The sequence below is a fragment of the Mesorhizobium sp. P2_D6 genome (genome assembly GCF_056404315.1).
The window spans coordinates 58,966-78,871 of sequence record NZ_JBFUEG010000018.1 but is presented as its reverse complement, the minus strand read 5'-3'; the positions used below and the strand labels follow the sequence as shown (position 1 = coordinate 78,871).

16 protein-coding genes and 1 pseudogene are annotated in these 19,906 nt (G+C 63.5%); 7 read left to right on the top strand and 10 right to left on the bottom strand.

Annotated elements, in window-relative coordinates; translation table 11 throughout:
• Positions 1-18: 18 nt before the first annotated feature.
• The 4 genes from AC1D1L_RS27730 to AC1D1L_RS27715 form a co-directional block, all read right to left on the bottom strand.
• Positions 19-1,005: a methyltransferase gene (locus AC1D1L_RS27730; protein WP_477344441.1), complete on the bottom strand. Its 987-nt coding sequence runs from the start codon at positions 1,003-1,005 to the stop codon at positions 19-21.
• Between the two features lie 161 nt (positions 1,006-1,166).
• Positions 1,167-2,558, bottom strand: coding sequence for a chromate efflux transporter (gene chrA, locus AC1D1L_RS27725; protein WP_477344440.1), 1,392 nt, complete (start codon positions 2,556-2,558; stop codon positions 1,167-1,169).
• On the bottom strand, positions 2,555-3,373 hold the full coding sequence (locus AC1D1L_RS27720; protein WP_477344439.1) for a chromate resistance protein ChrB domain-containing protein: 819 nt from the start codon (positions 3,371-3,373) through the stop codon (positions 2,555-2,557). The genes chrA and AC1D1L_RS27720 overlap by 4 nt, the downstream gene beginning before the upstream one ends.
• A 153-nt stretch (positions 3,374-3,526) precedes the next feature.
• Positions 3,527-4,315 (bottom strand): 3-hydroxybutyrate dehydrogenase, encoded by a 789-nt coding sequence (locus tag AC1D1L_RS27715; RefSeq protein WP_477344437.1) that lies wholly within the window; start codon positions 4,313-4,315, stop codon positions 3,527-3,529.
• A 224-nt stretch (positions 4,316-4,539) separates the two neighbouring features.
• Here AC1D1L_RS27715 and AC1D1L_RS27710 point away from each other — a divergent pair, with 224 nt between their 5' ends.
• Both AC1D1L_RS27710 and AC1D1L_RS27705 read left to right on the top strand, forming a co-directional pair.
• Positions 4,540-5,328: an acetoacetate decarboxylase gene (locus AC1D1L_RS27710; RefSeq protein ID WP_477344436.1), complete on the top strand. Its 789-nt coding sequence runs from the start codon at positions 4,540-4,542 to the stop codon at positions 5,326-5,328.
• Positions 5,321-6,481 (top strand): patatin-like phospholipase family protein, encoded by a 1,161-nt coding sequence (locus AC1D1L_RS27705; RefSeq protein WP_477344435.1) that lies wholly within the window; start codon positions 5,321-5,323, stop codon positions 6,479-6,481. Before AC1D1L_RS27710 ends, AC1D1L_RS27705 begins: the two co-directional genes overlap by 8 nt.
• 323 nt (positions 6,482-6,804) lie before the next feature.
• Here the strand turns inward: AC1D1L_RS27705 and AC1D1L_RS27700 are convergent.
• Positions 6,805-8,407, bottom strand: a pseudogene (locus AC1D1L_RS27700) (inorganic phosphate transporter).
• Positions 8,408-8,556: 149 nt separating this feature from the next.
• Positions 8,557-9,093, bottom strand: coding sequence for a TetR/AcrR family transcriptional regulator (locus AC1D1L_RS27695; RefSeq protein WP_477344434.1), 537 nt, complete (start codon positions 9,091-9,093; stop codon positions 8,557-8,559).
• A gap of 150 nt (positions 9,094-9,243) precedes the next feature.
• Between AC1D1L_RS27695 and AC1D1L_RS27690 the strand changes: the two genes are divergently transcribed.
• Together AC1D1L_RS27690 and AC1D1L_RS27685 are read left to right on the top strand one after the other, a co-directional pair.
• Entirely contained in the window at positions 9,244-10,563 is a 1,320-nt protein-coding gene (locus AC1D1L_RS27690; RefSeq protein WP_477344433.1) for an efflux RND transporter periplasmic adaptor subunit, read from the top strand.
• Positions 10,560-13,643, top strand: a complete 3,084-nt coding sequence (locus AC1D1L_RS27685; protein ID WP_477344432.1) for an efflux RND transporter permease subunit — start codon at positions 10,560-10,562, stop codon at positions 13,641-13,643. The genes AC1D1L_RS27690 and AC1D1L_RS27685 overlap by 4 nt, the downstream gene beginning before the upstream one ends.
• A 172-nt stretch (positions 13,644-13,815) precedes the next feature.
• Here AC1D1L_RS27685 and AC1D1L_RS27680 read toward each other — a convergent pair whose 3' ends face one another.
• Together AC1D1L_RS27680 and AC1D1L_RS27675 are read right to left on the bottom strand one after the other, a co-directional pair.
• A complete protein-coding gene (locus tag AC1D1L_RS27680) occupies positions 13,816-14,277 on the bottom strand; it encodes a L,D-transpeptidase (protein WP_142866521.1) in 462 nt (153 codons plus the stop codon).
• A gap of 242 nt (positions 14,278-14,519) precedes the next feature.
• On the bottom strand, positions 14,520-15,014 hold the full coding sequence (locus AC1D1L_RS27675) for a hypothetical protein (protein WP_477344430.1): 495 nt from the start codon (positions 15,012-15,014) through the stop codon (positions 14,520-14,522).
• Between AC1D1L_RS27675 and AC1D1L_RS27670 the strand changes: the two genes are divergently transcribed.
• Complete coding sequence (locus AC1D1L_RS27670; RefSeq protein ID WP_185970250.1) at positions 14,992-15,162, top strand: hypothetical protein; 171 nt, start codon at positions 14,992-14,994, stop codon at positions 15,160-15,162. The genes AC1D1L_RS27675 and AC1D1L_RS27670 overlap by 23 nt on opposite strands.
• Positions 15,163-15,233: 71 nt before the next feature.
• Here the strand turns inward: AC1D1L_RS27670 and AC1D1L_RS27665 are convergent, their stop codons facing one another.
• Complete coding sequence (locus AC1D1L_RS27665) at positions 15,234-15,938, bottom strand: response regulator transcription factor (RefSeq protein WP_192258351.1); 705 nt, start codon at positions 15,936-15,938, stop codon at positions 15,234-15,236.
• Positions 15,939-15,983: 45 nt separating this feature from the next.
• Here AC1D1L_RS27665 and AC1D1L_RS27660 point away from each other — a divergent pair, with 45 nt between their 5' ends.
• On the top strand, positions 15,984-16,760 hold the full coding sequence (locus tag AC1D1L_RS27660; protein ID WP_477344429.1) for a response regulator: 777 nt from the start codon (positions 15,984-15,986) through the stop codon (positions 16,758-16,760).
• A gap of 116 nt (positions 16,761-16,876) precedes the next feature.
• Complete coding sequence (locus tag AC1D1L_RS27655; protein ID WP_477344428.1) at positions 16,877-18,964, top strand: GAF domain-containing sensor histidine kinase; 2,088 nt, start codon at positions 16,877-16,879, stop codon at positions 18,962-18,964.
• Between the two features lie 258 nt (positions 18,965-19,222).
• On the opposite strand, the gene AC1D1L_RS27650 is transcribed toward AC1D1L_RS27655, so the two are convergent.
• On the bottom strand, positions 19,223-19,603 hold the full coding sequence (locus tag AC1D1L_RS27650; RefSeq protein ID WP_192259380.1) for a hypothetical protein: 381 nt from the start codon (positions 19,601-19,603) through the stop codon (positions 19,223-19,225).
• Between the last annotated feature and the right edge of the window lie 303 nt (positions 19,604-19,906).

Here is a 19,906-nt window from a genome sequence, read left to right as displayed (position 1 = left end):
CCAGCCATTCCGCCGCGATCAGCCCGCGAGGCGCGCACGAAACAACGTGCAGCCGTCCGCCAGGCGCGACCTCGAGATATCCCGAAATCCTGCCTCGCTCATCCACGCGCGATACTGACCGTCGGTGTACGATTCGCCTGCGCGATAGAGGTTCAGGAAAGTGAGATTGAGAAAGACACCCTCGGGCGGGCCGAGGCGGTCGTCATCGACGGCACCCCACCCCGCAATTACGATCTCGCCTCCTTGTGTGAGGCAACGTGCGGCATTCAGGATCGAACTGCGCGCCTGATCCGGCGGCAGGACCTGGACGACGGCCTTCAGGATCGCCAGATCGTGCCGACCGATCGATGGCGCGACAGTTATGTCGCCTTCTTCTACGACCACGTCGTCGGCACCGTATTCCGACAGGATGGCTGGCGCGACCGCTGCGACCGTTGGCAGTTCCATCAGGGTCGCCGCAATGTGCGGCCACCGCTCGCGAAGTCCGACGAGAATGGTCCCGGCGCCGCCGCCAATGTCGATCACCGAGCCGATCGCCGACAGATCCAACGCGCGGGCCAGATTTCGGCCGAAAATCACCCCGCCCGGTGCGAGCATGCGGCTGAAGGCCGCCGCAGACTCAGGCCCCGCTTCGGAAAAGTCGTGCAGCGCAGCCGGCCGGTTCTGTCGCAACGACTCGGCGGTCAAAAGGTCGGCTCCCCAGAGCTCGCGCAGCAGCGCATGGTCGCCGCCGCGATAGGTCGGCTTGGACGCGTCGAGGAATTCCGACGCTTCGGCTCCGTTGCGAAATTGACCATCCTCGACTTCGAGGAGAGCGATGCTGGCGAGCGCGTAGAGGAGCCGCGACAGACGATCGGGCTCGACCTTGAGCGCCGCCCCAAGGCTGTCGGCAGTCATCGCGTTGCCGCCGAGCCGGGTGAAGATGCCAAGATCCAGCCCGGCGCGAAGCGCCAAGGCCGGGGGCACCCCTGCGATCAGCTTGTCGATCCGATCAAAATTCACCATGTCATATCCCGTTGCGCGATCCGGGACCGACTTTGAAGCAGCTCGGCTAACCTCGTCAAATCAGCCTACCAGCGCTCGCCCGCTCTCCGCGTCGAACAGGTTCAGCTTGGCGGTATCGGATTCGACATAAAGCGTTTCGCCCGGACGCGCGCTGATCCTTTCTAAGCAGGCAAAGCCAGCAGCGCCAACCCGGCCAGCGCCGAGCCGGCTAATGTCGGCAGCATGCCGATCTTCAGTTTCAGCATGGCGACCATGGCGGCTGCCGCCAGCAGTGCCGCGCGCCAGTCCAGCGACGACAGCACCGGCACCTCCATCCCGAGGCCGACACGGTGCACCGCGCCGAAAACGACATGCAGCGCGAACCACAAAGCAAGGTTCATCACCACGCCGACGACTGCCGCCGTGATCGCTGTCAGGGCCGCCGACAGCGCCTTGTTGCCACGCAGCGCCTCGATGTAGGGGGCGCCGAGAAAAATCCAGAAGAAGCACGGCACGAACGTCACCCAGAGCGTCAGCAACGCGCCGAGCGATCCGGCGACGAGCGGGCTCATCACGCCGGCATTCCGGTAGGCGGCGACGAAACCGACGAATTGCAACACCAGGATCAGCGGTCCCGGCGTCGTCTCGGCAAGGCCGAGGCCGTCGACCATTTCGCCGGGTGCCAGCCAGCCGAACGAGGTCACCGCTGCTTGCGCGACATAGGCGAGTACCGCATAGGCGCCGCCGAATGTGACCACCGCCATCAGGCTGAAGAAGCCGCCGAGCTGTGTCCACACGCTGGCTGGGCCGGTCAGCGCCAGGATCAGCACAACCGGTCCGAGCCAGATCGGCAGCCAGATCGCAATGGTGCGCGGCGCATGCCATTTCGTCGGCCTGGTATGGGCGAGTTCGCCGCGTTCGAACATCAGATCGACCGCGCCTCTGATATCAGGCAAATTGTTCTTGCCGTGTGCGGCTCCGGAAAACCGCGCCGGCGCCAGGCGATTGCCGATCCAGCCAGTCAGCCCTGCAAACAGGATGATCAGCGGAAACGGCAGCCTGACGACATAGATGGCAAGGAAGGCGACCACCGCGATCGCCACCATCACCCGGTTCTTGAGCGCCCGTTTGCCGATGCGGATGACCGCCTCGACGACGACGGCCAACACCGCTGCCTTGATGCCGAAGAACAGCGCCTCGATGACAGGCGCATCATTGTAGAGCACGTAGAAGATGCTGAGGCCCAGCATGACCAGGGCGCCCGGCAGCACGAACAGAATGCCGGCCACAAGGCCGCCGGCTGTGCGGTGCAGCAGCCAGCCGATATAGATCGCCAGCTGCTGTGCCTCGGGGCCGGGCAAAAGCATGCAATAGTTGAGCGCATGCAGGAATCGCTGCTCGCCGATCCAGCGCCGTTCCTCGACCAGTTCCTTGTGCATCAGCGCGATCTGTCCGGCCGGTCCGCCGAAGGAGAGCAGGCCGATTTTCGCCCACAGTTTTGCGGCTTGCCTGAAGGTCGGCGATGAGGGCGCCTCAACGCCATGCGCCTTGTTGTCCACGGCAAGGGCGCTCACGGCGCTTTGCCTCCGCTCGGCCAGTTGTGGGTTTCGTCGGTGGCGTCGCGGCACCACCGGAAAAACGCATCGTAGAGCAGCATGCCGGCCTCGAGCTGTTCGAGGTCGTCGCGGAACATGCGCGACAGGCCGAGCGATGCCGCGAGGAACCCTGCCGCCTGCGGTATGAGATCGAGGCGCGCCGTGTCGGCCGCACGCACGATCAAGGCAAGATGGTCGAGCGCCTCGGAGCGCAGCCCGAATTCCTCGATCATGGTGTCGAAGGTGCAGCGCTCGCCGCGATGGCTCCAGAACACGTCGTCGATGTCGAAGGGGATCGCCGCGAACCGGTCGGCCGCAGCCACCACTTCGGCCGGTTCGACGAACAGGAATACCGCCGAAGGATCGATGAAACGCCGGATCAGCCACGGGCAAGCGATGCGGTCGACCTTGGGGCGCGCGCGCGTCACCCAGACCGTGCGGCCCTTGTCGTCGCGGCGCGGCATCTTGTCGGCCGTGACCAGAACCCCCTTGGCGGCCAGCCAGGCCTCGAAACCGCCTTCCAGGGATTCAGCAGCGATGCCCTCATGGCGCAGCCAGGCAGCGACGCCTTGCGAAAGTTTTTGCCCCCTTTGACAGATGACGACGACGTGGCGTCCGGCGAACTCGGCCGCCCAGGTGGAAACGGCCTTGAAGTCGCGCCGGGATGAGGCCGGAAGCAAGCGCGGATCGGCGTCATAATCCTCGTCGATGCGGACATCGACAAGAACAGGCGCGTCCGGCAGGCCGACGAGACGGGAGAGCTGCGCTACGGTGATTGCGGTTGTTGACGGCATGGCGTCCACCTCCAGAGTGAGAGTTTGGACGCGATCATTGGGCTGACGCCTCACGGGGTCGTCGCGAAGGAACCCCTTGTCACTATGCTGGATTGATCGACCACGATTGTCAAGGAAAGAGCAGCGCTCGGGGCCTTCCTTTGGGGGCGGCGCCTATTGCGCCGTCCAGCCCCCATCCATCGGCAAGGTCGTGCCGGTGATCTGCTTGGCTGAATCCGAGCACAGGAACAGCGTCAGCGCGGCAAGCTCCTCGACGGTAACGAATTCCTTGGTCGGCTGCGCTGCCAGAAGCACGTCGTGCTTGACCTGCTCCTCGGTCATGCCACGCGCCTTCATCGTGTCGGGGATCTGCTTTTCGACCAGCGGTGTCCAGACATAGCCAGGCGCGATGGCGTTGACGGTGATGCCATCCTGCGCAACCTCGAGCGCTACCGTCTTGGTCAGGCCGGCAATGCCGTGCTTGGCCGAAACATAAGCCGACTTGAACGGCGAGGCGACCAGCGCATGCGCCGACGCGGTGTTGATGATGCGCCCCCATTTGCGCGCCTTCATGCCCGGCACCGCGGCCTTGATCGCGTAGAAGGCCGCGAGCAGATTGATGCGGATGATGGCTTCCCACTTGTCGTCAGGAAACTCCTCGATCGGCGCGACGTGCTGGATACCGGCATTGTTGACCAGAATGTCGAGGCTGCCGAAGGCAGCTTCAGCCTCGTGCACCATGGCGGTCACAGCCGCGCCGTCCATCATGTTGGCGCCGGAGTAGCGGCACTTGACGCCAAAATCCTTCTCGATGCCGGCGCGCTCCTGTTCGATCGCGGCGGCATCGCCGAGGCCGTTGATGGTGACGTTGGCGCCTTCGGCGGCAAAGGCGCGGGCAATGGCCAGGCCGATGCCGCTGGTCGATCCGGTGACGAGCGCATTCTTCGAAGACAGGGAACCCATGGGAGATCTCGCGACTGGTGGGAGGGACTATGAATGGCACATAGTTTGTGCGCCGCAACATGACAATGCCAGAGCCATATGTCGGCGCTGTTACAGCTCTGCGGCGCCCTTTGCCCGCCCCTTGGAACCACGTCTTAAGGCTGACACGGCAGTGTCATGGTGCCGTGCAACATAATTGGTCGCGCTTTCGCGCGGGGTTTTTCTGATCCAAACGGGGCAACACCATGGAAATCGCCGACGTTGTGAAGCGCGCCTATGCCATGCCGCTGACCAACCCTTCTTTCCCGCCCGGCCCATACCGTTTCTTCGATCGCGAATACGTCATCATCACCTACCGCACGACGCGCGAGGCGCTCGAGGCCGTGGTGCCGGCGCCGCTGGAGATCGACGAGCCGCTGGTCAAATACGAATTTATCCGCATGCCTGACTCAACCGGCTTCGGCGACTACACCGAGACCGGCCAGGTCATCCCGGTGAAGTACAAGGGCCAGCATGGCGGCTACGTCCATTCCATGTATCTCGACGACGACGCGCCGATTGCCGGCGGCCGCGAGCTCTGGGGTTTCCCCAAGAAACTTGCCAACCCCAAGATCGTGCATGAGGGCGAAGTTATCGTCGGCACCTTGCATTACGGCAGCGTTCTCTGCGCCACCGGAACCATGGGTTACAAGCATCGCGAGGCCGACCACGATCAGGTGCTCGCCTCGCTCGCCGCGCCAAACTTCCTGATCAAGATCATCCCGCATGTCGACGGAACCCCACGCATCTGCGAGCTGGTGCGCTATTACCTGACCGACATCACGCTGAAGGAAGCCTGGACAGCGCCGGCCGCGCTCGATCTTCGCCCCCACGTCATGGCCGACGTGGCGAAATTGCCAGTGCTCGACATCGTCTCGGCCGTCCACTTCAAAGCCGATCTTACGCTTGGCCTCGGCGAAGTCGTGCATGATTACCTCGCCGAAAACAGCCAGTCTGCTGCCGGCGCGACCAGACTGGAGAAAGTCGGTGCTTGAGCGTAACCGCAGCAAGGCGGCTGCCGCCACGATCGCGGAAATCACCGCGCAATACGATCGCATCGCCCTGGTGTTCCAGGGCGGCGGCGCGCTCGGCGCCTACCAGGCCGGCGTCTATCAGGCGCTTGCCGATGCCGGCTGCGAGCCGACCTGGCTGTCCGGCGTCTCGATCGGCGCCATCAATGCCGCCATCATTGCCGGCAACGAGCCGAGCCGCCGGCTGCAGCGGCTGGAACAGTTCTGGCAGACGGTCTCGGGCCGCAAGATCTGGCCCTATACACCCGAAGGCGACATCTATCGCGATATCCGCAACCAGACCTCGTCCTTCGTGACGATGGCGATGGGCCAGCCCGGCTTCTTCAAGCCGCGCTCGCGCAATCCCTGGCTCCAGCTGTCGGGCGCCGAAGGCGCTACCTCCTTCTATGACACCGCTGAGCTCAAGGACACGCTGGAAAGCCTGATCGACTTCGATGTGCTTAACGACGGCAAGAAGCGGCTGAGCGTCGGCGCGGTCAATGTCCGGACCGGCAATTTCGTCTACTTCGACACCGAGAAGGTGCGCATCGAGCCGGAGCACATCATGGCCAGCGGCGCGCTGCCGCCGGCCTTCCCGTCGATTCGCATCGAGGGCGAATATTACTGGGATGGCGGCATCGTCTCCAACACGCCGCTGCAATATCTGCTCGACCAGGAAGAGGACCGCTCCTCGCTGGTGTTCCAGGTCGACCTGTTCAGCGCCCGCGGCGTGCTGCCGCGCGGCATGGCCGACGTGCTGTCGCGCCACAAGGACATCATGTATTCCAGCCGCACACGCCAGAACACCGACAATTTCCAGCGCATCCATGCGCTGAAGATGAAGTTGCTCGATGCGCTGAAGCGCGTGCCGCCGGAGCAGCTTAAGGACGGCGAGAAGGAATTGATCGCCGATTATTCGGATGCCGGCGTGGTCAACATCGTCCACCTGATCTATCAGCACAAAGGCTACGAGGGGCACGCCAAGGACTACGAATTCTCCGGCACCTCGATGCGCGAGCATTGGGAGATGGGCCTGGAGGATACGGAACGCACGCTGCGCCACAAGAAATGGCTGATGCTGCCGACCAATGCCGACGGCGTCACCATCCACGATCTGCACCGCGAGGATCCGACCTAGGGTCGAGCAGAAGGACAACTTGACGAGGTCTTTCCGGCATAGGAAATCGCCGCAGTCAAGTTCCTTCAAACCCCCTCTGTCCTGCCGGACATCTCCCCCGCAAGGGGGGAGATCAGATGTCGCCATCGCTTTCGCCAATCACCGGCGTTGCAGGAAGAGAGCGGCCGGCGAAGCTGCTAATCTCCCTCCTTGCGGGGGAGATGGCCGGCAGGCCAGAGGGGGGTGCTGTCCCTCCCACGCTTCGAAGCTCCGTAGAACATCCATACGACAAAAAAGCAGCGCCGGTCGCCCGGCGCTGCTTTTTTGTCGAAACTCTGCTCCGCTCAGAACACCTGGCGGAAGATGATGAACAGCACGAAGGCGAGCGTGATCGAGCACGGCAGCGTCAACACCCAGGCCAGCAGCAGGTTGCGCACCGTCGACCATTGCAGGCCAGAACCGTTGGCTGCCATGGTGCCGGCAACGCCCGACGACAGCACATGGGTGGTCGACACCGGCAGGCCGAAACGGTCGGCCATGCCGATGGTGATCATGGCAACCAGTTCGGCGGCGGCCCCCTGGCCATAGGTCAGGTGGCTCTTGCCGATCTTCTCGCCGACCGTGACGACGATGCGCTTCCAGCCGACCATCGTGCCGAGGCCGAGCGCCAACGCCACCGCGATCTTCACCCATAGCGGGATGAACTTCGTCGCGTTGTCGACAGCCTTGTGATAGTCGGTCACCGCCTTCAGGTCGGCGTCTTGCATCGGCAGCAGTTTCTTCTTGTCGATCAGCTTCTGCGCCTCGCCGATCAGATAGATGTCGTTGCGCGCGTTGCTGACGAGGTCAGTCGGCACATTGTTCACCGAAGCGTAAGGCTGCAACGAAGCCGTGGTGTCGTGGATGTATGTCTGCAGCGCCACCGCAGTCTGGTCGCTCCAGGTCTTGGTGCGCACCGCATCCTGCACCGCTGCCTTGGCGTCGGTCACGGTGACGCCCGGCTTGACGTAATTGCCGAGCGCCGTCTCGACGCCGACCGAAGCCGCCTTGTAGGCGTCGAGATAGTTGATGTCGGGCGTGCGGTTGAGCGCATAGGCCGTCGGCACGACGCCGATCAGGATCAGCATGATCAGGCCCATGCCCTTCTGGCCGTCATTGGAGCCCGTGCGCAGAGCTCACGCCGGTGCAAGTGAAGATCAGCAGGCCGCGGATCCACCATGGCGGCGGCGCGTTGCCCTTCGGCGCCTCGTAGAGAGCAGGATTACGCACCAGCAGCTTCATCACATAGAGCAGGACAAAGGCGGCGAAGAAGCCGACGATCGGCGACACCAGAAGCGTGATGCCAACATTGGTCGCCTGGCCCCAGTCGACACCGCTGGTGGCGCTGCCGGCCGGCGCCATGAACTGATTGGCGAGGCCAACGCCGATGATCGAGCCGACCATCGTGTGCGAGCTGGAAGCCGGCAGACCGAGGAACCAGGTGCCGAGGTTCCACAGGATCGCCGCGACGAGCAGCGCGAACACCATGGCGAAGCCCGAGGAAGAACCGACCTGAAGGATGAGCTCGACCGGCAGCAGCGATAGGATGCCGAACGCAACCGCGCCGCTCGAGGTCAAAACGCCAAGGAAGTTGAAGACACCCGACCACATGACGGCGAATTCAGCCGGCATGGAGCGGGTGTAGATGACGGTCGCCACCGCATTAGCGGTGTCGTGGAAGCCGTTGACGAACTCGAAACCCAGCGCAATCAGCAAGGCAATGCCAAGCAGGATCCACGGCACGGTCTTGGCCACCGCCAGATCCTGGCTGAGCGCGTAGCCGACATAAATGACACCGACGAGCACCAGCACGCCGAAGGCCGGCAGGAACCACTTCGCGCCGCCTGATTGATTGAGCGGATGGTCCGGTCTCGGAATACCCGCCTCGCTAGAAACAACGTCCACCATCGTCCCACTCCGTCTGCACTGCAGCAAAGAACCACGGGTGACGCTATGGCCGGACGATGAAGCTGATGTGACGGCTATGGTCTTTTGATCGCGCAAGGGGCGCAGCAGCGCCGGGATTTGACCCGCCCGCTTGCATCGTCCTGATAGAACTATCCCGCAATCTCGAGCAGCGCCGATACCAGCAAGCGGCGTTCGTCGGCAGAAAGCACGTCGGAATCGAAGAGGTTCATGCTGCGCATCCCTTCGATAGCCAGAAAGCAGACCAGCAGTGTCTTGAGGTCTGGTGTCTCGTTCTTCAGCCGCTGCAGAAGCTGCGACTTGAAGGCTTTTATCGGCGTCAGGAAATCCGGATCCTCGGCGATCGCCGAGAACATCCACGAGGCCGCCGGCTTCGGTTCCTCGCAATCAGCCGCGGAGAGCCGGATATAGGTGGCAAGCAGGCTCTCGCCGCTGGCGCCGGCGACGCGGCCCGATTCCAGCGCCAGTTCGAAGGCGCGCAGGTAATTCTCCACCAGGCCCTGCATCAATTTGGCCTTGGTCGGAAAATTGTAAAGCAAGCCGCCTTTCGACACGCCAGCGCGGCTGGCGACGGCATCCAGCGACAGGCTGCCGGGGCCGGCCTCGCGTGCTACGTCGGCAGCGGCGGCGAGTATCTTGTCGCGCGAATTTGCCCTTCGGGTCTTCATCGGTCCCTTCCCCCACACGAGCCTAGGCGGAATTGACAAGACCGTCCAGACGGTACAGTAAGTTCGCCGCCATTTGTAATCGGGACCTGCCCGTGGATAGGTGTCCCGAAATTCGGCTATTTTGCCGGACACCAGCCGAGGGGACAGTTCGTGAAGCGCTTCATCTCTATCACAGCAATTCTGCTTCTGCTCGCTCTGGTGTGCGTCGGCGTCGTCGGCTTCAACCTGTTCCGTGACAGCGCCATCAAACAGTATTTCGCCACCATGAAGCCGCCGGCGACGACCGTGTCGACGGTTGTCGCCAAGCCTTCCGACTGGACGCCGGGCGTCGAGGCGATCGGCACGGTGCGCGCCGTGCGCGGCGTCGACCTGACCGTCGAGACCAGCGGCGTTGTCAAGGAGATCCTGTTTCACGCCAATCAGAAGGTTGCCGACGGCGCAGTCCTGCTGCAGCTCGACGACGCCGTCGAGCGCGCCGATCTCGAAGCAACGAAGGCGCAAGTGGCGGTCGTCCAGACGGCGCTGGAGCGCGCCATCGAACTGCAGAAGCGCGGCGTTAATCCGGAGGCTACGCTCGACACGGCACGTGCAACCGCAGCAGCCACCGAAGCCCAAGTGGCCAAACTGCAGGCGGTGCTCGACCAGAAGCAGCTGACGGCGCCTTTCAGCGGCACCGTCGGCATCCCCAAGATCGACATCGGCCAATATCTCTCGCCCGGCGGCGCGGTGGTGACCTTGCAGGATCTGGACACTATGCGGGTCGATTTCACGGTGCCCGAACAGCAGCTGCCGCTGCTCAAGATCGGCCAGACCGTGCGGCTCGGCCTCGGCGGCAGCGGCGGCGGCGCCGACATGCCGTTTGCCGGCGCCATTCGCGGCATCGACCCCAAGATCGACGCTTCTAGCCGCCTGGTGTCCGTCCGGGGCGAAGTCGCCAACCCTGACGGCAAGCTGACGCCCGGCCAGTTCGTCCAGGTTCGCGTCGAGCTGCCGCAGGAAAAAAATATCCTGTCCTTGCCGCAGACGGCATTGACGTCGAGCCTCTATGGCGACTTCGTCTTCGTGGTCGTTCCGGCAAAGCCCGCCGAGGCGAGCGCGGCTCCGCCGGCAAAGGCCGAGGATCAGAAGCCGGCCGCCGACAAACCGGCCGACGATGCCGCAAAGCCGCAGGCCGAGGCCGCCGAGCCCGCCGCCGACGCGGCGAAGTCCACGGACAAGGCCGCCGACAAGTCCGCCGCCGCCGACGCCGGCAAACCGGCCGCTGAAGAGGAGAAGCCGGCGCTTGTCCTGTCGCAGGTGTTCGTGAAGCCCGGCCGCCGCAACGACGGCATGGTCGAGATCGTGGAAGGCATCAAGGCCGGTGACGAAGTCGTCACCGCCGGTCAGAACCGTCTCTTCAACGGCATGTCCGTTGCTGTCGACAACACCATTGATCCCAGCAAGTCGGCGAACCAGCAGGCTCAGCAATGAACGTTTCCGATATCTTCATTCGCCGGCCGGTGCTCTCCACCGTGCTGGCCTGCATGATCCTGCTCCTGGGTTTCCAGGGCATCTTCAACCTGTCGATCCGGCAATATCCCAAGGTCGACGAGACGGCGATCACCATCACGACCGCCTATCCCGGCGCCAGCGCCGACCTCATCCAGGGCTTCATCTCAGCCCCGATCGCGCGTGCCGTCGCCTCGACCGAGAACATCGACTACGTCACCTCGTCGAGCCGGCCCTCTTCCAGCACCGTGGTCGTCCAGATGAAGCTCGGCTCCAACCCGGATGTCGCGCTGACCGAGGTGCTGTCGAAGGTGCAGGGCGTGCGCGGCACCTTGCCTGACGCCTCGAAGGACCCTGTCATCGTCAAGGGTACCGGCCAAGAATTCGCGATGATGTACATCTCGATGCAGAATCCGAACATGACGAAGGAGCAGCTCACCGAATATATCGAGCGCGTGGTGCGGCCGCGCATATCGACGGTGGAAGGCGTCGCCGATGTGCAGATCTTCGGTGCCGAAGAATATTCTATGCGCGTCTGGATCGACCCGGTGAAGCTTGCCGCGCGCGGCGTGACCGCGGCCGAAGTGCTGACCGCCATCAACAACTCCAACTTCCTGTCGGCGCCCGGCAACACTGAGAACGAATATGTCGTGTCGTCGATCACCGTTCGCTCGACCTTGCAGACGCCGGAGGCCTTTGCCGAACTTCCGCTGCGTTCGACCGACGGCCAGGTGGTGCGGTTGCGCGACGTGGCGCGCGTCGAGCTTGCCGCCGAGAGCACCGACACCAGGGTGAGCTTCAATGGTAAGCCGGGCACCTTCCTCGCCATCTTCCCGACGCCGGCCGCCAACCCGCTGACGACGGCGGAAGCGATCCACAAGATCGTGCCTTTGATTCAGGACACGCTGCCGAAAGGCATGACCATCGAGATCGTCTACGATTCCACCGAGCAGATCAGCGCTTCGATCGACGAGGTCTTCAAGACGATCGCCGAGGCCGTCGCCATCGTCATCGTGGTCATCCTGTTGTTCCTCGGCTCGTTCCGCTCGGTGATGATGCCGATCGTGACCATCCCGCTGTCGCTGGTCGGCGTCTGCTTCCTTTTGTTTGCGGTCGGATATTCGATCAACCTTCTGTCGCTGCTGGCCATGGTGCTGGCCATCGGCCTTGTCGTCGACGACGCCATCGTGGTGGTGGAGAATATCCATCGCCACATGGAGGAAGACCACATGTCGCCGATGCAGGCGGCCTTCAACGGCATGCGCGAGATTTTCTCCGCCATCGTGGCCATGACGATTACGCTGGCCGCCGTGTTCGCGCCGCTGGCCTTCACCGGCGGCCTAACCGGTGCGCTGTTCCGCGAGTTCGCGGTGACGCTGGCCGGATCGGTGGTGCTGTCCGGCGTCATTGCCGTCACCATCACGCCGATGATGGCGGCGCGCCTGCTGAAGGCCGGCGCCCCCGGCCGCTTCCAGCGCATCGTCGACGGCACCTTCAGCCGTGTCGAGCATGTCTACGAGCGGGCGGTCACCGCCTCGTTGAGAAATCGGTCGGTGACGCTGCTGATGGTCGTGGCGCTGGTTGCGCTCACCGGCTTCATGTTCACCAAGACTTCAAGCGAACTGGCGCCGGAAGAGGACCAGGGCTTCCTGCTGTCGATCGTGACGGCACCGCGCTATGCGACATCCGACTACACCGAGACCTATGTCAACCAGATCCTCGGCCTGGTGAAGGACATTCCTGAAACCAGGGCGCAATTCTCCGCCGTTGCCTTTGGCGGCGCGACCAACGGCGCCTTTGTCGGCTTCGCCTTCAAGGATTGGGCCGAGCGTCAGCGCAGTTCAAAGGAGCTTCAGGCCGACATCCAGGGACGTCTCGCCAAGGTCGCCGGCGTCGAGGCTTTCGTCTTCGCGCCGCCGACGCTGCCCGGCTCCGGCGGCGGCTTGCCGATCTCCATGGTGGTTCGCTCGACCGGCGGTTCGGCCGAGGTCTACGAGGCGGCCGAGCAGATCAAGAACAAGGCGCAGGCCTCCGGCCGCTTCATCGTCGTGCAGAACTCGATGTCCTTTGACGCGCCGCAGGTGACGGTGACCATCGACCGCGACCGTGCCGCCGCCCTCAACCTGCCGATCGCCGACATCGGCCAGACGCTGACGCTGTTGGTCGGCGGCGCCGAAGTGGCGCAGTTCGACCGCGACTCCAACAGCTATGACATCATCCCGCAGGTGCCGCAGGAATTCCGCGACAATCCCGACAAGCTCGGCGAATATTTCGTGCGCAGCGTGACCGGCGAGATGGTGCCGCTTTCGGCGGTGGTGAAGATTTCGACCAACGCCTCGCCGGCCGCGATCGAGCAGTTCAACCAGCTGAACTCGGCGACGATATCAGCGCTGCCGCTTCCAGGCGTCACCACGGGCGACGGGCTGCAGACCCTGGAGAACCTTGCCAAGGAGAGCTTGCCCGAAAGCTTTTTCATCGATTATTCCGGCCAGTCCCGGCAGGAGAAGGAGCAGGGCAACACGATCCTGATCGCGTTCGCGGCCGCCGTGATCGTCATCTACCTGGTGCTGGCGGCGCAGTTCGAAAGCTTCCGCGATCCGCTGATCATCATGATGGCGGTGCCGCTGTCGATCTTCGGCGCCATCGTGCCGCTCAATCTGGGGCTTGGAACGCTTAACATCTACACGCAGGTCGGCCTGATCACACTGATCGGCCTGATCACCAAGCACGGCATTCTCCTGGTCGAGTTCGCCAACCAGCAACGCGAGAAGCACAAGATGTCGCGAAGGGAGGCCATCATCGCCTCGGCGAAGGTGCGCCTGCGGCCGATCCTGATGACGACGGCGGCAATGGCGCTCGGCGTCGTGCCGCTGATCGTGTCCAGCGGCGCGGGTGCGGCGGCGCGTTATTCGATGGGCCTGGTGATCTTCACCGGCATCCTGGTCGGAACCATGTTCACCCTGTTCGTGGTGCCGATGTTCTACACCTTCATCGCCAGCAAGGACCTGCCGCATCACGCCGAGAAGCCGGACCCGAAGCTGATGCCGGTGCCCGTGGACTAAAACTGCCCCACTCGAACTGCGAAGCGAACAAACGAAAAAGAGACCGGAAACTTCCGGCCTCTTTTTTTGACTGGATTGATTTACCGCGAAGCCCTGATGGAGCTTCAGGCGGGAGCTTGCGGTGCGGCACGGCCGTCTGGCCGCGCTGCACCACCACTCCAACCGCAGTCTGCTACTTGACGATGACGATGCTGGTGTTGGTCGGGCCGAAGGTTTCAACCAGCTGGTAGAAGTCCGCGGCATTGTCGGGATGCAGCCGCACGCAGCCATGCGACGCCGGCTGCCCGAGGCGCTTGATGGCATAGGTCGCATGGACCGCATAGCCACCGCTGAAGAACACCGAATGCGGCATCGGCGCGTTATCGTATTTCTTCGAGTACCACATCTCATGCATGCGGGTCGGCTTGAACGAGCCGGTCGGCGTGACGTGCGCCCTGTCGCCGGTCGAGACCTTCCAGGCGAAGGTCGGCCGGCCGTTGACCAGCACTTCCATGGTCTGCTGCGACAGCGAGACACGCGCCACGATCTGGTTTGCCGCAGCATGGGCGGCGCTGTTGGCGGCGCCAAGCAGGAGCGCGGCGCCGGCAGCGGCGACGGTCACGTTGATGAGTTTGGCGGAAATGGCTCTGTACATGATGGCTCCCTTTTTGCCGGCCCGGCCGGCGTCAATTCGATGACCGCCTTATCCCCGCGTCATGTTTCAGGCTGACTTCGCTTGATGCTCGTTTGTGTTTCGAATCTGTTTCCTCTGGTTAACAAGCAAGGGTCGATCAAGGGAGGAGCCGAGGGGTGCTTCCTGTCTGCCCGGCTCACTCTCGATCATGACCCCAGCCACCAAACGAAAGTGCGAATATCCTTTATATGAAAGGAGTTTAGCTACCCTCGAAACCGACTTGCAACAAAGCGCGGCCCGGGCGGCATGATCTGGTTACAGGCCAACGGCACAGTCATCCCCAACGAGAACAGCCGGCGCGAAACGAAAATGAGCATCAGATCGACCACTCTGTCCTGGCTCTTCAGGATAAGCATTGCCGCATTTGTTGTCGGCGGCATCGGCACAATAGCCGGCACCCCGATGACGAAACTGGCGGTCATGAATTCGGGTGAGGTTTCGACGCTGCATGCCGCGCTGTTCATAGCCTTGGTCTGGATTGTCTCCAGTCTGCGCATCAACCGCCTCAAGGCCTTCTGGCGGGTCGGCCTTGGGTTGAAGTGGATGCGCGGCCCCTCCGGTAACTTGCTGCCGAGAGGACCGAAGGCCCGCGCCGCAGCGGGGGGCTCCGTGGGCGGCGCGGGCACTTCGGGTTTATCCTGAAGCACCCGCGGTTTTTGATTTTTGGGGATACCGATGAAGACGAAATCTGCTGCCACGGTGCTTTCGGCACTGCTCTACGCACAGGGCTTGCTCGGCTTTGCCGGTCTCGCCACAGTTCTCCTGAAGGACCGCGCGCAGGCTTCCAGCGACATCGTGGTCGCCAGCGAATTGCCGTCGGGACCATCGCTTCTGGTGGTGCGCTGACGCCTATGCATGCCGCCCAAAATTGCGCAGCGGTTTTGGGCGAGCCGCGTAACAATCCAGCCTTACTGCTCTCAGTCGGCGCGCTGCGTCGGCGGGTCGAACCGGTAACCGGCGCCGCGTATGGTGATGATGGTTTCGGTGTCGAGCTTGCGGCGCAGCCGCACGATGCGCGAATCGATCGAGCGGTCGAAGGCATCGGCATTTTCAGCCGGCGCCGCTGCAATGATGTCGTCGCGCGTCAGCACCTTGCGCGGGCTGGCCAGAAACAGCCTCAGCAGCGCCACCTGGCCCGGCGACAGCTGCTCTTCCGCACCCGAGCGGTGCATGACGATGGCCGACCGCAAATCGACGGTGGCATTTTCCAGCACGATCAGTTCCTGGGCAGACCTGCCGCGCCGCGTCAGCAGGCCGCCAATGCGCGCCGCAAGCTCCCGGACATTGAGCGGGCTTTCAACGACGTCGGCGGCGCCAAGCTCGAGTGCCAGCACCTTGTCGACCAGATCGGCCGGTCGGCAGATCAGGATGAAATCGGGCCCGGCCTTCCCGTCCACGCTCTTGCCGCCGCCATAACGCCTGAGCAGGTCCCGCCCATCCGCCTGGCTGACGCTGTCACCGACGATGACGACGTCTATGCCTCCGGCCGAGAGCAGGGATTCGGCTTCCCAGGGCTGCCGCGCCTCGCGCACGTCATGGCCACGCCGGTCGAGATGGTCGGCGAGATCGCCGGCCACCACATCGGCGACGGAAACCAGCGCGATGACGGATCGTGCAGCCATATTTTCTTCCCCTGCCCCTGCAACCGGATATGAGTGCTGGACATCATGTTTATACCCAATCTAGTTTCTGCTGAAAGCGGGAGCGAGGCCATAGTGCGGGCACGAATTGTCATCGTCGAGGACGAGCCCGATCTCAGGGACGCTGTCGCCGAGTATCTCGGCGCCAATGGTTACGATGTGACCCAGGTCGGAAGCGCTGCCGAGGCGCGCACCTTGCTGGAGACCGAAGCGTTCAACCTGGCCATCCTCGATATCGCCATGCCCGGCGAGGATGGCCTGTCGCTCGGCCGCTGGCTGCGCTCGAAAATGCCGATCGGCATCATCTATGCCACGGCTGCCGGCACCGCGCTCGACCGCATTGTCGGGCTGGAGCTTGGCGCCGACGACTACATCGTCAAGCCCTATGAATTGCGTGAGGTGCTGGCCCGTGTCCGCTCCGTGCTGCGCCGGGTGCCGCAACCGAGCCCGCCGCAGGCCGCGAAGGCGCAAGCCGATGGCGGGCGCCGGCTGAGCTTCGGTCAATTCCAGGCTGACCTCGACGGCAGGCTTGTCACCGGCGCCAACGGCACCGTCATCGACATGGCCAAGAGCGAGTTCGACGTGCTGGAGGTTTTCCTGACCCGTGCCAACCGGCTGTTGACGCGGGCGGCGATCTCCGAGGCGATCGGCTTCGTCGAAGATCCGGAATCGTCGCGTGCGGTCGACATCCGCATCATGCGGCTGCGCAAGAAGATCGAAGCCGACCCGGCCAATCCAAAATTTTTGCGCACGGTGCGCGGCGAAGGCTATATCTTCTCGCTGCCGACCGGCGACGGACACTAGCAATTCCAGGAAAAGTGCGTAGCGGTTTTCCGTCCGGAATTGCGTCGGAACAAAGAGATGGAACGGGTGCACCGTTCTAGAGCCCTGCCACCCACGGCCCTGTATAGATGGCTGACATGACCGCTGACCCAGCACGCATGGACCTGAAGGGCGTTCGCCAGGGCGCCGCGATGGCGGCCGTGCGTGTCGTGCGCCGGCTGCGCGAAGCCGGCGACTGGCAGCGCGAGATGGACACCATCCTGGAGACGCTGTGCGTCGCCATGCACTGCCAGCGCGGCATTCTGTTCAGGCTGCGCGAGCTGCCCGGCCAGGGTTTTGCCCAGTCGGTCGCCGCCTACTGGATCGACCCGCGCTTCGGCGGCGAGCTGGCCTCACCGACAGTGATCATGCAATCGATCGTCGACAACGACCCGCTGCTGGAGCGGGTTGCGGAGGACGAACGGCAAGGCAAGATCTTCGCCGGCCACACGCGCAACCTCGACGGTTTTCTCAGGACCGATTTCGAAAAGCAGCACATCAAATCGTTCCTGTCGGTGTCGGTGTTCGCCCACGGCCATCTGTGGGGCACGCTTGCGGTCAATGACTGCGTCAGTGAGCGTGAGTGGACCGACGAGGAAGAGGCGGCGCTGCACATCATCGCGCTTGCCATCGGCGACGCCATTGAGCGGTCGCCGTCGGATGCCCACGCCAGCGAAGTCATCCGCCGCACCATGCTGCAGGCATCGCTCGACGCCATCATCGTCATCGACGAGACCGGCTCGATCATCGAATTCAATCCGGCCGCTGAAAAGATGTTCGGCTTCCAGCGCAGCGACATTCTCGGCAAGGACCTGCTCGATACGGTGGTGCCGGAATATTATCGCAAGGGCTATGTCTCGGGGGCCGAGTACATGTCTGGCCGCGGCGCGCCGATGGTCGGCCAGCGGCTGGAGACGGTGACCCAGAATGCGGCCGGTGAGGTGTTTCCCATCGAGCTGACCGCGACCGAGATGCGGGTTGCCGACCGCCACCTCATCTTCGGCTCGATCCGCGACCTGCGCGACAAACTGCGCGCCGAGGAAGAGATCAACCGCCAACGCGAGAAACTGCACCAGAACGAGAAGATGGCGGCGATGGGTTCGCTGCTGGCCGGTGTTTCGCACGAGCTCAACAACCCGCTCGCCGTGGTCGTCGCGCAATCGACGCTGCTGCATGAATTCGCCACCGACCCGCAGACCAAGGTGCGCGCCGAAAAAGTGCGCGCCGCCGCCGAGCGCTGCGGCCGCATCGTCAAGAGCTTCCTGTCGATGGTGCGCCTGCATCCGGCAGCGCAGGCCGAGACCGATCTCAACCAGGTGATCCGCGCCGCACTCGAAGTGACCGCCTATGGCGCGCGCTCGAGCGGCATCATCATCGACACCGATTTCGCGCCCGGCCCGCTGCTGGCGATGGCCGATGCCGACCATGTAACGCAGGTGGCCGCCAATTTTCTCATCAACAGCCAGCACGCTCTGGCCGGCATTGGCGGTGACCGGCTGATCAAGGTGCGGACATTCCGCAGCGACCGCGGCAATCCCGGCTTTTCGGTCGAGGACAATGGACCGGGCATTCCGGAGGCGATCCGCGGCCGCATCTTCGAATCCTATTTCACCACCAAGCCGGTCGGCGTCGGCACCGGCATCGGCCTGTCGATCTCGAAGTCGATCATCGAGCGGCACAATGGCAATGTCTGGTTCGAGGAGGTGCTGCCGCGCGGCGCGCGCTTTGTCGTCCAGCTGCCAGCGATCAGCAGCGGCGCGGCCACGGTCGGCGACAACCCGGCCCGTTCGAGCGGCTTGCGCCACGCACTGATCATCGACGACGAACCCGACGTCGCCGGCTCGCTCTCCGACATTCTGGAATTGATGGGCATCAAATCGCGGATCGTGCCGGTCTGGACATCGGCGGCGACAACCCTGAGTGACCACATGCCACCCGACATCGTCTTTTCCGACCTGCGTATGCCCGGCATCAGCGGCATCGCCATCTACCGCGAGCTGCTGGCCGAGAAGTCGGCGCTCGCCAAACGCTTCGTGCTGGTCACCGGCGACCTGATCGGCGCCAAGGCCGAGATCGAAGCCTTGCCGGCGCAACAGCGGCCGCAGATCCTGGAAAAGCCGTTCTCGACGCTCGACGTCCGCGGCGTGCTCTCCGCCATCGCCGATCAGGTCGCCGCCGCCGGCTGAACTTCTTCGAGCTGCGGGCTGAGTTCTTGTCCAGGCGCCGACTGGGGGCAGCCGAGATTCAGGTCAGGCCGCGGCGAGAATGGTTGATACCGAGAACCGGAGCGGAGCGTACTTAAGTACGTGAGCACCGGAAGCGCAGGTATCAGCCATTCGCAGCCTGGCCTCACCTGAATATCGACTGCCCCCAAAAAAAGAGGCTCCCGACCGGCAGGACCGTCGGGAGCCAAGAAAGAGCGCGGGAGGAAGCGCTCGGGAGGTTCAGAAAACGTTGGGTGTCGTGGTCAGCGGCGCGGCGTTGGCGATCATGCGGATGGCACGCGCCTTGTGCACGCCGGACTGGGCTGCGATGACGCGCAGGCACTCCGCGCTCTCGGCGCCCCAGGCCTGGCCCTTGCAGGCAAAATCGATTTCCGGCACCGGCAGCCGGGCGGTCTTGATGGTGGTCGGCGCGCCATCGACGACATTGGCCGGCGGGTTGAGCGATGCGAAGGCCGGACCGGAAGCCGGCGTCAGGAACAGGACGGCAAGCGCGCAGGCACCCAGCATCGAGAACATCACGACCGGATGGTCGCTGGCGCGCTGGCGCAGTGCCAGTTTGGCGCGCCGTTCATTGCTGGCGATCTCGGCTTTCGTATACATGTTGCTCCCCTTCGATTTCTTATGAAACGTACTTAAACGCGCCTGGTAACGGGCGAACGATGCGCTTGGCTTGCCCGCGTAACAGGTTTGAAACAAGAAATTCGGGCATGTCCGGGCAAATCCGGTCATGTGCCGAGGGCAGGGTTCGTTTGCGGTGCTGTTTCATGCGCGCAATCAAAACGTTGACGACAGGCGGGCCGTGAACGCAGCAAAGCCTACTGCTGGCCAGTCGAACTATGAACAAGCTCACACTGCGGATTGAATTTGCGGCGGCAGGCATTTTTTCATCTCCGGACAGGGCCG